Source organism: Collinsella ureilytica, assembly GCF_019795105.1.
Lineage (GTDB): Bacteria > Actinomycetota > Coriobacteriia > Coriobacteriales > Coriobacteriaceae > Collinsella > Collinsella ureilytica.
In genome coordinates this window covers 210,347-223,770 of the sequence record NZ_JAIMFO010000004.1, presented here as the reverse complement: position 1 = coordinate 223,770, position 13,424 = coordinate 210,347, and the positions used below count along the sequence as shown (strand labels likewise).

General features: G+C 48.0%; 7 protein-coding genes. 6 read left to right on the top strand and 1 reads right to left on the bottom strand.

Annotated elements, in window-relative coordinates; genetic code table 11:
* The first annotated feature begins 82 nt into the window (after positions 1-82).
* From K6V98_RS08760 to K6V98_RS01045, 4 genes are all read left to right on the top strand, one after another.
* Complete coding sequence (locus tag K6V98_RS08760; protein WP_222198672.1) at positions 83-280, top strand: NAD-dependent epimerase/dehydratase family protein; 198 nt, start codon at positions 83-85, stop codon at positions 278-280.
* Positions 186-422 (top strand): M55 family metallopeptidase, encoded by a 237-nt coding sequence (locus K6V98_RS01055; protein WP_222199034.1) that lies wholly within the window; start codon positions 186-188, stop codon positions 420-422. Before K6V98_RS08760 ends, K6V98_RS01055 begins: the two co-directional genes overlap by 95 nt.
* A gap of 126 nt (positions 423-548) precedes the next feature.
* On the top strand, positions 549-1,367 hold the full coding sequence (locus tag K6V98_RS01050) for a type I restriction endonuclease (RefSeq protein WP_306792642.1): 819 nt from the start codon (positions 549-551) through the stop codon (positions 1,365-1,367).
* A complete protein-coding gene (locus K6V98_RS01045; RefSeq protein ID WP_222198671.1) occupies positions 1,357-1,665 on the top strand; it encodes a hypothetical protein in 309 nt (102 codons plus the stop codon). The genes K6V98_RS01050 and K6V98_RS01045 overlap by 11 nt, the downstream gene beginning before the upstream one ends.
* Before the next feature lie 572 nt (positions 1,666-2,237).
* Here the strand turns inward: K6V98_RS01045 and K6V98_RS01040 are convergent.
* Entirely contained in the window at positions 2,238-5,144 is a 2,907-nt protein-coding gene (locus tag K6V98_RS01040; protein ID WP_222198670.1) for a DUF4365 domain-containing protein, read from the bottom strand.
* Positions 5,145-5,831: 687 nt separating this feature from the next.
* Between K6V98_RS01040 and K6V98_RS01035 the strand changes: the two genes are divergently transcribed.
* Both K6V98_RS01035 and K6V98_RS01030 read left to right on the top strand, forming a co-directional pair.
* Positions 5,832-7,658, top strand: coding sequence for a beta-N-acetylhexosaminidase (locus tag K6V98_RS01035; protein WP_371734492.1), 1,827 nt, complete (start codon positions 5,832-5,834; stop codon positions 7,656-7,658).
* A gap of 689 nt (positions 7,659-8,347) precedes the next feature.
* Positions 8,348-13,048 carry a Rib/alpha-like domain-containing protein gene (locus K6V98_RS01030; protein WP_222198669.1) on the top strand — a complete coding sequence of 1,567 codons (4,701 nt, stop codon included), beginning with the start codon at positions 8,348-8,350 and terminating at the stop codon, positions 13,046-13,048.
* Positions 13,049-13,424 lie beyond the last annotated feature (376 nt).

Sequence of the window (13,424 nt, the reverse complement as noted above, 5' to 3'; positions counted from 1 at the left end):
ACAGCTCTCCGAATACACTTGTAGAAGAACTAAAAGAACTAGGTGTCTTTATTCATACAGATTGGATTTGAAGAAGGAAAACATGATTTTACTGACTGGTGCAAGTGGTCAGGTTGGTACGTATCTCCTAAAAGCATGTAAAGAGAAAGGAATAGAAGCTCGCACATGGATTCACAGCAGAAAAAGTGAAGAAGCTGCTCTTCGAAGCAGGGGCGAAAGAAGTATTTGTCGGCGACATGAGCTCGGTAGATGCCGGGGCAGAGGCTATGCAGGGGGTTGATGCCGGAGCAGAGGCCATGCAGGGGGTTGATGCCGGGGCAGAGGCTATGCAGGGGGTTGATGCCGTTTTCTTTATCTGCAACACGACAAACCCTCAAGAAGATGCAATCGGGCTCCAGCTTGCCGGGAACCTTTCGGTATGAGCGAAAAAAGCAGTATAAAGCGTGTTTCATAAGCTTGTGCATGGGTATTACCGAATACTTCCATAGCCTATAATGTGTCTGGAAGGCAAATGGACGTTATCCATTCTTTTGTTGATAGGTTCTCTTATGATTTTTGATAGGGAAGCCGCCTTTGAAGAGGCAGTAATTACCGTACTCAAACAGCACGGATGGGATGATGAGGAAGGCGTTCTACGCTATCCCACAGAACAAGATCTTATTGACAATTGGGCGAGGATCTTATTTAAGAACAACTCAAGAATAGACCGCTTGAATGGCTGTCCGCTCACACAGGGTGAGATGGCTCAGATTATCGAGCAGATTGAAACACTCAAGACCCCGCTTGCGCTCAACGGTTTCATCAATGGTAAGGTTGTCCCTATCACGCGTGATAATCCTGACGATACACTGCATTTTGGTGAGACGGTCTACTTAGCAATTTATGACCGTGACGAGATTGCTGCTGGTAAAAGCCGCTACCAGATAGCCCAACAGCCGGTGTATCCTGCCAAGAATAAGATCTTAAATGATCGCCGTGGCGACTTGTGTTTACTCATCAATGGCATGCCGGTCATCCATATCGAGCTTAAGCGTAGCGGTACGTCTGTAAAAGAGGCGACCGGGCAGATCGAGAAGTACGCACACGAGGGAGTTTTTACTGGGCTCTTTCGCTTGGTGCAGATATTTGTTGGAATGACCCCTGATGAGGCGCTCTACTTTGCCAATCCTGGCTCTCGAGCGTTTAATAAGAATAAGTACGTTTTCGTTGAGTACCTTCGTGATTTTGCCAGCCCCGATAATTCTTACGTCCTATTGCTTACTCATATTTTGATTTCTTTAGAACGGTTACCAGCAGGCTTTCGGAGTACTTTGGAAGGCAAGGCTGTTTGGTGGCTGAAAAAGCGAAGTGGGTTGCGTGACGCTTGAGCCGATTAACTTTATCAGTAAGACGCCTCTTGATGTTTGGAAGAAGAATATCAACAAAGACACCGAGAGAATCGCTTCTGTGGCAATGATCCGCGAGCTTGTTAAGTTGCGTGAGGGATCCGAGAGCGATGATTTCAATCTTCTTTCGTCGGTCTTACACGAGCGATTCGACGGTGCGGACGTCACATTCTATGATCTGAACGATTGCTACATCAACCAGATTGGCTGCGATTCGCTGTCTGGTGATTTTCGGAAAGTTCGCGATGTCTTAAAAATGTTTGCTACCAAATCGTTCTAGACAACAGGAGGCTTAGTCTTTCAACAGTCGACACGCTATTCGCAACAAATGGGAATAGCAAAACTGAAACAGTCTTCTAAAATGCTTGAGATAGGGGTTGTTTTCTCTGGTGAGAAGTCAGCTTGATTCGAAATTGCTCTATAAAGCGGCAAGTGTTGACGTGATTTGGGGCGACCTGGAGCTTTCTGGTCACAACGGATGTCGGTAAAACCAGGTGAAGCGATTCCCGCGTTCGAAAACATAGGTTTTCATATGGTTTGACTCAAAGCTGAATCACGATTCTCCTTGAAGGTTTGTAATTGTAAGACCACAGGTAAAGCTAGGTGAGTAACAAATCCTGAAATACACCGGAATGAAGCCTTCATGGGCGTTAAAAAGCGGTCTGGAGTCTCTTTTTTAATTCGTAATTATTCACCGGGTGTTTTGTTTAGATGGTGGGGCCGGTCTTCACAACTCAAATTCCGCAGGGGTAATTTTCGCCTGTCTTTTCCGAATCAAGGCTCCATACCTTAGAGGCTTCCCCTTCTCGAATATGAGAATGCTCTTAGCCCGAGGTTTCATACACAGTAGACTTAGCTTTCGCCGAATGCACGCAATCGAAATTTGGCATGGAATCTAATCTGCGCTGATTCATGACCAGACAAGATGCGGAGAATCTCTTTTGTATCTTCAGAACGGTTATTGATTTTGAAGGTTGCGTCGAGGAAAGTCCTTGGAAAGCACTTGCCTTTGTGCATACAGCAATTAGCTATACAACTCTTATATTGACTATATTTTTCTTCGTCCGCGCAGCACGCAATCACAAAGCTCGCGAAAGCCTCGCGAGCATGCTCGACATTTCCGTCCAAACACAACCCGAGCAACAGCAAATCCCAGTTTTTCGAATACGTTAGCAATTTGATTTTAGACAGTCCCAGCTTCTCATTGCGGGCAAGTTTCTCGGCAACGACGTTTTCAAATCCTATGGAGATCCCTTTCATTGAATCGATAAGGTCGGACAGGATCTCTTGCTCCTTTTTATTTGATGAAAGCATCAAATCTTCATTCAAAATTGAAGACAGAATGGCATTTTCGCGCTTGATAAGGCGCTTAGCCATGTCGACCGAGACGCGCGACAGATTGTTCAGAATCATCTTTGACAATGATATCTTTTCACGATTCCCGATAAGAGGTGTCTCCAGGAAGGTGACAATCATATCCCACCATTTGCTCGCATCTGCATCTCTGAAGAAGACCATTCCCGCTAAGCGCCCGTAGTCTATAGCTCGATGGTGGTAACTTCCATTTTTCGATTGCTCGGCAATTTGGTGAAGCTCGCCCAGTGCGAGTTTGAGGATAGCATCCGTTTCGTCTTCATGGAGTCCGTTTATTCCGATTTTGTTGATATTAGTAATGTCGCCACTTATAAGCTCTCGGTGGATAGTCTCACGAGAGACCTCGTCCTCCCGATAGAGAAGAAATTTGAGAATTGAATGCAGCCAGTTCGATGTATCTAGATTTTCAAAACGCTCTTCAAGCCGCTGAGAGCATTCTGGCAGACCCATCGAAAGCGCGAGGATGCCTTGTACCTGATAGGAAACGATCTGAAGATCGTAAGGACACGTACAAATGAAATCGGAAAACCAGATCAACTGTTGCGAGGTAAGCTGGTAGCGCATAGTGTAAAGGCACTTGATAGCCTCGTCAGGCCATCTGTAAAACGAATTCGGCTTGGAGAATTTTAGTAAAAAATCTTCCGGATTCTCCAGTAATCCTTTGAGAAAATTGAACCAATGGGAAGTTCCCTCGTCTGCAAGATAATCCCCACAGGCCATCAGAGCTGTAAATATAGGTCGAACTGTGCTCGGGGTGACTCTGGACGGTTTTATGGCATTGATGAATGTGTACGGCGCATTCGGAGACTTCTCTTCTACCACGCGATTAACGGATTGCCGCAAGTGCTCTGCATCTCCTGCGTCCACCATCGCGGTTAAATCCTTTACGATTTCCCGCGTGTTCGGATCGTATGCGACAAGATTGATGATCGCAATGCTAGAAAGAGCTGACCTGTATGAGGGGACGTCCCCTGAAAGTAGCCCGATGTTACAGGAGATCTCGAGGTTGATTTTCATCGTATCGCTCGTTGCAATAGTTCTGTTTTCTCCCAATCCCCAGTTCCTGAAGTCACACTCAAGAAAATCGCGCAAAGCCATTCCGTTGCGCCTCAGTGAGAACCTCGATAGAGCGCAGTCATATCCCGCAATTACTGATCCAAAATTCCTGTTGAACGGCGACTCCATGTGGAAGAGGGCAGACGTTGCATTGTCTTGCAGTATCTGGGCAGTTTGGTCGGAATCAGCCCTTTCATTTGTCAACGACTTACACCGACCATATGACGCACGAGCTTCGTCCCAACGGGCGAGTTCGTATAGGCAATTCCCCTTATGCATTAGAAGCCAGGCCTTGTCAACATCATCCATCGTTGGCAATGATTCTATTTGTGCATCGATTAAAACGATGGCTTCTTCGAACTTGCGCTCACAAAATAGGTCGGCCGAAGTAATTACTGTTTTTGCCACCAGAAGGTTGTCTGTTAAGTCAGATATTTCTGAGAACGAATTCGCGCTATTTTTGAAGCGATGCGAGTAGTACGCTGCGGCAAACCTCCAGCCCGCTTCTTCACTGGTCTGTGCGTCCCTGATTGAAGGAACGTCGTCGTATTCTTCCGAGAAGCTAGGGATGCCACTTTCTGGAATGTCCCATCTTATCTGGTCCTGGCAAACGCATAAGGCAAGTGCTTCCGCCCACGTAATTGCATGATCAAAGCCCCTGTTCACATGGGGCTTCGTTAAATCGGGAAGCATCAACGCATACCGAGCCCATCTGCTCGTTTCGTATTCTGAAATATCGAATCTGTAAACGTCTGAGCTTGTGGACAGCTGAGCTGCAAGCCTGTCTTCATGCGCGATTCTTAACAGATATTCACAAAAATCATCGTCGACGATGTTCTTTCTTGGTACAAAGAGTTTATAGCCAACTACCTTCTCAATCCCATTATCTGAGCTTTGAATAACGGCTTGATAACGGTTCTCGCAATCAAGCCATTGCCAGTATCGAAGCTGCATATCGCTCGTTTGTAAAATGAGGAAGAATTTGTTTTTGTGGGTCGTCCAATAATTGTAGTGTTTGATATCGAAGGGAAGCCACCAGCCTTCTTGACCGTCCAGTACTCCCTTCTGATTAAAGTACGAAGAGCCCGTCTTTATTTGGCAGCGGATAGGGAAACCAAGGTCTTTCGCATTTCCAGTGTCTGGATCTACCTCTCGAAGGTCGATCTCGATATCCGCCCCTAAATCAAGCTCTTGGGGGTAGGAGTATGCAGCAAAACGTCTGGAATTGAAAAAGCTCAGAACTGCAGATTCACCCGCTCGACCTAAATCTTGGTTCTTGGTGGAGGCAACGACCGTATCTTTACCAGCATCGCCTGTGTTTGCCAGCATTAACCCACGCCCTCAAAAAGTCATTATTTGTAAACGAACATCAATTATTTTGTAATCCATTATCTTTGTCGATGGAACACTGTATGGAGTTCTATCGTATATCTTAAAGATATTGCTTAAAGAAGCAATGTAGGGGATAGCTCTCGCTTATAGGTGTTAAATCTTGTTTGTAAGATCTTGCTAATTGGATTTCATATAAAGGTGGATAGATTTTTGCGCATAAGTGTTAATTCGCTCGGACAGATCTTAGGCACACCCCTTACCTACGTTTCCTACAGACGCAAGGAATGAGGTTTTTGTACTGGATGCGCCGGCATATTCAGATGTACTCACGTTTGATGTGCAAAAGCATCAACACCTTGCGCTCCGCCCTTGAGTCTGAATGAACCATTTCCTGTTTTACCGCGCTCATTTCATCTTAGGGCTTCATTTTGGGCACTGTCTAATTTGCAGTCGCGTTTTTGTCTCAGAGCACCGCCTTTTAGGCTTTCAGGATTTGTTATGCCCTTAGGTCATAGATGTATTGCTTACAAACGTTTACACCTTTAGGTCATTTGGATGTATTGCATACACATCAGGTGTAGCCCCCGCCTCCATTTGGCGAATAGTAATTGCACACCTTACGGAAAATGCTATTCTTTTACGCCAGTTAGAAGTGTTAGTTACAACCGAAAGGAAGGTGATACGGTGCAACGAGGTAGCTTTATGCGGTGTGTAACGACGGGTGTCGTTGCTGCGTTGCTGGTAGTAGCTGGCTTTGCATTTGCCCCGCTTCAAGCGCGGGCAGAGCAGAAAAGTCCGCTCAAAAGTATCTTCTCTCTGGATGCAGGGCGTAAGTACTTTTCTGAAGACCAGCTCAAGCAGATTATCGATCGAGCATATACCGACGGCTATACAGACGTTCAGCTCATTTTGGGCAACGACGGCTTACGCTTTTTGCTCGACGATATGTCGCTTACGGTAAATGGCACCACCTATACGAGCGACGATGTTAAGGCCGCTATCAAAGCTGGCAACGACGTGTATCACAAAGATGCCAATGGCAATGCTCTTACGCAAGCTGAGATGGATCGCATTGTGGCGTATGCAAAGGCCAAAGGTGTTGGCATTGTGCCGCTTATTAACAGCCCTGGCCATATGGACGCGGTGCTGATTGCTATGGAGCAGCTTGGACTACAAAATGTGCGCTTTGCCAAAAATGGCGAGACCTCTAAACGCACTGTTGATATTACCAATAAAGAGGCCGTGGATTTTGTTTACGCGCTTCTGCAGAAGTATGTTGAGTATTTCCAAGGCGCAGGTAACTCCACCTATTTCAACTTTGGTGCTGATGAGTTTGCGAATGATGTTTTTGGCAATCCCGGCTGGTCGTTCATTCAACGAAGTGGTGTATACAGGAACTTTGTAGAGTACGTTAATCACGTCTCTGGGATTATCAAAGCAGCTGGCATGCAGCCCGTTTGCTTTAATGATGGCATCTATTACAACCGAAACACGAGCTTTGGCACCTTTGATAAAGCTCTCGTTGTCTCTTATTGGACTTCCGGATGGTTTGGCTTTAATGTGGCAAAGCCTGAGTTTTTAGCAGAGCAGGGTTTGCGCATCCTGAATACCAATGACGCCTGGTATTGGGTTTTAGGCCGTATTGATAACGGTGGATACAAGTTTACAAACGCGGTTGCCAATCTTTCCAAAAGGAAGTTTACCGATGTGACAGGCGCACGTGGTCCAATTGATATCGTCGGTAGTATGCAATGCGTATGGTGCGACGAGCCGGGAAACGCCTATGATCCTGACCGTATTTTTCAGCTTATGGATGGGTTTAAGGCTGCCTATGCTGATCATATGCTGAAACCGGCTGATTACACGGCGGTTGATGAAGCGCTTGCAAAGATTCCAGCAGACCTAAGCTCGTATACCACCGATTCAGCCAATCGTGTTGTTGCGGCTCGCGATGCGGTTGTACGCGGCATGCGCTCTGATAACCAGAAGACAGTTGACGGTTATGCCACAGCAATCGAGAATGCGGTGGCAGACCTCGTTAAGCTTGCAAATTACACGGCTGTCGATCAGGCAATGGCCCGCATTCCGGCTGACCTTTCGGTATATACCGACGAGACGGCTCAGGCGCTACATGCCGCTCGCGACTCAGTGGTGCGGGATTTGCCAGCCTCTCAACAAGCTCAGGTTGATGCCATGGCTGCCGCTCTTAATAACGCTGTTGACGGCTTGGTGAAAAAGGACTCCGGCTCAGAGAAGAAGGATCCCAGCTCAGGTAAAGAAGAGTCCGGTTCAGAAAAGAAGGATCCCAGATCAGGTAAAACGGGTGCACCTATTGGAAAGCAGCGTAAAAAAGCAATTCCAAGCACAGCTTCAAAACCCTTGTCTCAGCTCCCCAAAACGGCAGATGCAAGCTTGGTTGCTGCCGGCTCTGCACTCGGGTGCGGGATTATTGCGTGCGCGATGAGTGGCTTCCTTGCTGGCACGAAGAAGCGTCGCAGCTCAAGGAGCTAATTCAGATGATAGAGTTGAGCATATAAGCAATAGACCTAATACCTAAAGAGACCTCCTGTTCGTGTTTCTTAGAAACGTGCGAGCAGGAGGTTTTTATTGTAAGGGGACCAAGAAGAGTCGAGAAAGCATCAAAAGGTTTGAACAAAAAGTATTGGGTTTAAAGAGGCATACGATATATCGTATGATAAGTAACACTAACTATTTTTTTATCGTTTTCGGCGCGTATGTCCTGTTTGATCAAAAATCAGCCTTTAGACTCTCGTAAGTTGTGATGCAGCTCCGATAAAGTAGGAAGACCTCGCTTGAGCGTATCGGTTGAAACATACGGTTTATGATCTTAATACCTGTAGCGCTGCATTATATTATGCCAGGTAAAAAGAGGTGTGTAATCAAATTATGCTCGTGATGAGCAAAAGGTTGTACCTCCACTACTTTGAGACCGTATCAAGTAAGTAAAGAAATACAAAATGAGCACATATTTGTATCAGGCCTTCTAGCTGCAAAAATAGCAACAATTATCGGGGGGGGGGGCATATTTTTCTAAGACACTTACTCAAAAACTGTTCAATAAAAATGTGCTATCTACTCCGCAAAATGAAATGTGTGTTCATGAGGTCTCATACAATACGCAAATAGCTTATGCACAGGGTATGAGCTCTACTATTGGAACACATGGGAGGATGCTTGTGATGACAGAAGATTCATCAAAGCCAATCGCTTCAACTAAGTCGAGATGGGTACGAGTCGGCAGAACCGGTGCGCTTGCTGTGGTGCTTGGCCTTGGGCTTGCCGGAACACTGAGCACAGCCCCAGCCATTGCAGCTGCCGAGGGTGTTTCGGTGCGATCGCTTGATACGTCTGCACACTACATTGCTAATGGTTTCGAGTCGTCCAGCCTGCGCTATGCGAATACCGTTTACAAGGGTGTCAACGATAACGGTACGATCGCACTTACGATCACTAAGTGGTCAGACCTTGCCACCGACTGGGGCACAAGGCAAGACAATGAGTTCGCAGGTAAGTACATCCTGAGCTTTTCTGACGATGGCTTTTACAAGCAGATCGAGAGCATTCAGCTTGCCGGCAACTCGAAAGCAAGCCTTAAGAAATACAACGATGGTGCCATGTGGACCTTAGAGGCCAACGGCGCAAACTTGCAGACAGGTGTCATCGGTGCGGTGACTAACGTCGATCTTACTATCACGCTAAAAAATGGCGCTACGCTTAACTCGCTTGGTCTCTCCGATACCAAGCTCGGATTTGAGTCGGTCTGGATTAAATACTCCGGAGCTATTGCGAATGAGTCCATCTCAACGGGCTTTATCCTTCAAAACAACGCCAAAACAGGCGGGGAGAAGAAAACGGGCTTTACGTCTGGTCAAGTAGCCAACAATATTCTTGTTGATTCAACTAACAGGCGTATTAACTCGATTCATACATTCAAGCCCGATCAGAATTTTTTGCAGTCTGATTACGCCTGGGTAGTTTATATCCGTGAGCAAATCCCTGCCGAGCTTGTACCCTTCATTGACCTAAACGGGACGAAGATCTACAGCTCTGATATTGAGGGCAAGCTCACACCAAATCAGAAGGAATTTGACGTCCAGTTCCGGCCTGACGGTACGGTCGACACAAGTCGCGACGCAGAACTTTCGATTGCTGTAGACGGTGACAACCTTACGATGAAGCGGCTGGACGAGGTTCGCAACAATCTGGATAATATTTTTACTGGTGTGTTGGGACAGTCTCGCAGCTACACAATCTCCTATAAGCTGAAGGATAATGTGTCGCTTGCTGACTTCTCGTCAGGCGTTCTTAAGATTCTTAAAGAACGGCAGCAGCCACTTTTCTTTGAGTCTAGTCTTGCTGCCGACTACCAGAATAAATACATTTCCGGTGGTCTGATTGGCAAGCAAGATGACGGTCGCCCTCCGCAACAGCTTGTAAACTCGTATGCCAACGCTTATCTTCCGGCGGCCGATTCGGATAAAGACGGCATTTTTGATTTTGTTGAATATGCCATTGGTTATAATGCGCATGCGGTAGACACCGACGGTGACGGCGTGCCTGATCCACAGGAGTTTTACACCGATAAAACTGATGGTAAGGATCCTCAATCGTATAAGGTTCAGCCACCAACTACGAAGGTAGAGCATATTTCTCGTGCAGCGGAAGTTACGCTTGCCGGAACGATGCCTAAGCCGCTTATTACAGACCCCTCAGACAACTCGAAAAAGTTGGATATCACAAACCGTGATGCCGGAAATGCGCTCGTCAAGCTGGTTCAGGCTGACGAATCAGGACAACCAGTACACGGGGCTTCAGCGTATGCAACAGCTACGATCCCGTTTGAGAAGCTTCAGACCGGCGATTTTACACTTACCATTCCGAAAGGCACGATACCTGCGGACGTTAAAAAGGTTGTACTCGTTGGAGCCGATCCTGCCGGCGGCGAGGAAGCCGTCGGTTCCGTTCTAGATGTTAAAACCGACGCCGAAATCTATCAGGCGGAGGGGCAAACCATCGAAACTCCCGTGAATGGGCATCCTGAAGCACGATCCGCTATTTCAAACACGGTAGGCTTGCCAGACGGGACAGTCTATAGCTGGAAGAATGGTGATCCTGATACCAGCCAGGAGGGCACGATTGATGCCACAGTTGTAGTTACCTATCCCGATACCTCTACGCAAGAGGTAGATGTCAAGGTGAAGGTTGCTAACAACAAAACTGATAGCCAGCGTTACCTGCCAAAGGGCGGCATGGTTAATAAGGGCTTTGGCGAGACAGTTACCAAGGATGATCTTGCGGCTGCTGTTACCTTTGAGCCGGCGCTTCCTGAGAATTATCTGATTAAGGGTATTGCGCTGAAGGATAACGCACAGATACCCACGATGGGCCAAAACAATAAGGTAGTGCTTACGGTTACCTACGCCGATGACTCTACCGCCGACGTTGAGGTTACTTTGAATTACGGAAAGGCTGCTGACGCGCTTACGCCCACTGCTGCGCCAGTAAGCAAGGGTTTTGGCGAGACCGCAACGCTTGATGATATCAAGGGCGCCATCACGGTTGATCCTGCTGATGCAGTTGAAGGTATTGAGCTTGCGCCGGGAACCCAGATTCCTACGAAGGGTAAAGATAATCAGGTTTCTGCCGTTGTTAAATACAAGGACGGAAGCTCCGATACCGTAATGGTCCCGGTTTCATATCAGACTGCTGCAGAAAAATACGAGCCCGTTGCAGAGGGGCTCTCGAAAAAGCCGGGTGAAAACGTGGCTCTTGATGAGCTTCAGCGTCTTGTAACGTTTAAGCCTGAGCTTGTTGACGCGCATGATGTGAAGAGCATTGAGCTTGCTCCCGGCAATACGCTTCCCACACCCAATGAGGATAAGAATGTTACCCTCACGGTAACCTATTCTGACGGCTCGACCGATACGGTTACAATTCCAGTTGTATTTGGTTCTATGAATGAGCGTTACACACCAGAGGGACAGCCCGTTAAAGCCACTATGGGCGGCGAGCTGCCCGCTGCAATCACCGGAATTAAGAACACGCAAGAAATGCCCGACGGCACCACGTATCGTTGGAAGAGTCCTGCGCCGAGCACTGCTGCTGCAGGGGAGACCAACGCGGTTATCGAGGTGGTTTATCCCGATCAGACCATCGATGAGGTTAGCGTTAAGGTGACGGTTACCGATGAGCGTCCTGATGCGCTCAAGTATGACGCTACAGCCACCAAGATTGAGGCTGCCTATGGTCAGAAGCTGACCGTAGATGATCTCAGGCAGCATGTCACAATTACGCCGACTCCTGCCGAGGGCGTAGTGGTTGATATGGCGTTGCCTGAAGGTGTGACAATTCCTACGACGGGCAAGGATGTTGCAGCCCCGCTTGTTGTTACCTATTCGGATGGCACACAGGACGTTGTATCTGTACCTATCTCTTTTGCTACTGGTGCAGAGACCTTTAACCCTGCTGCTAATGATTCGATCGAAACTCCAATGGGTGTTGTTCCGGGCGCTTCCGATGCAATTAGGAACAAAGAGGATCTTCCTGAGGGAACTACATATACCTGGACTCAAGAGCCTGATGTAAGTGCTCCTGCTGAGAATGTTGCGGGCACCGTTAAGGTTACCTATCCCGACGGTAGCTCCGAAGAGGTTGCCGTAAAGGTCAACGTAACCGACACGCGCACCGATTCTCAGAAGTACACGGCAACTGGTGGTGTGCTTGAAGTTGCCTATGGTACTCAGGTAACCGAGGGCAATCTTGCCAAAAAAGTTTCTGTGGCTGATGCCGCCGGACAGCCTGCTCCCGAGGGCGCTGTTAAGAGCATCAAGCTTGCTGACGGTGTAAGCATTCCTTCAAACGGCAAGGGTCTCAAGGTTTCTATGACTGTTACCTATGCCGACGATTCCACGGCCGCGGTTGAAGTCACGCTTACCTATGGGGATGCCAATGCAGCCTATGATCCAAAGCCTCAAGAGATCGTAACTACGCCAGGGTCTTTGCCTGTTGCTGCAGATGGCATTAAGGATAAAGAGACCTTGCCCGCCGGTACGGTTTATGAGTGGAAGGACGGCCAGGTGCCCAGCACTGCCCGTCCGGGTACCGAGACTGGCACGGTTCTTGTTACCTACCCAGACAATACAACCGATGAGGTTCAGGTTTCTGTTACCACAAAGGCTCTTGCAGATGTGAACGAGCCCAAGGGTCGAGATGTTAAGGTGCCGCTGAACGGCGAGCTTCCTGAGGCTGCGGGCGCGATTTCTAACATGAACGAACTGCCTGCAAATACCCAGGTTGCGTGGAAGGACCCCCGCCCCGATACGTCTCGTGCAGGCGAGCAGGATGCAACTGTTACCGTGACCTATCCCGATGGATCGTCTGAGGATGTTTCCATAAAGGTTAAGGTCGGTACTGATGCTGATGCGATAGATCCTCAGGGACAAGATGTAACCGTTGGCGATGACGGGAAGCTGCCTAAGCCTGCTAATGGCATTAAGAATCTCGATGTCCTGCCTGATGGCACCGACCTTGAGTGGAAAGATCCTAAGCCCAATACGTCCAGGCCTGGCACACAGACCGGCACCATCCTCGTTACCTACCCTGATGGGTCAACCGACGAGGTTATGGTGAACGTTGTTGTGCCGAAGAAGTCTGGTGGCGATAGCGGCCAAGACGACCTCAGTGGCAAGTCTGGCAAGTCCGATAAGCCTGGCAAGTCAGGTAAGTTAGGTAAGTTCGGGAAATCCGGCAAGGGAGCCTTGCCGCAGACTGGTGATGCCAGTGTTCTGGCTGCTGGATCAGCTTTAGGTAGCGGTGTTCTTGCCTCAGTCTTTGGTGGCATCCTGGCTGCTGTAAAGCGTCGCCGCAGCTCAAAGAAGTAGTGTAGGCATTACGATGATACAGGCGTCGTTGCAGTTCAAAGGAGCAGTGTAGTCAGTCGATACACCAAACTCGTGAACGGCGCCTCACATCAAAGGCCGAATTTAGGTGATTGATTTCGTCATCGGTCTTGTGATTGGCTCGTGATTGGTCTTGCCTGCTGGATCTCGTGATTGATCTCGTGCTTGCCTCGCAATTGGTCTTGCTTGTCGGATATCGTGATTGAACTCGTTTGTTAGATCTCGCGATTGGTCTTGCTTGTTAGATCGCACCTATAGGTGGAAAGATCTTTGCGTATAAGCACTTGATCACCTGGTTCAATTTCAGATATACCTCCTGTTTGCACTTCTTAGAGAGCGCGGGCAGGAGGTTTTTGTT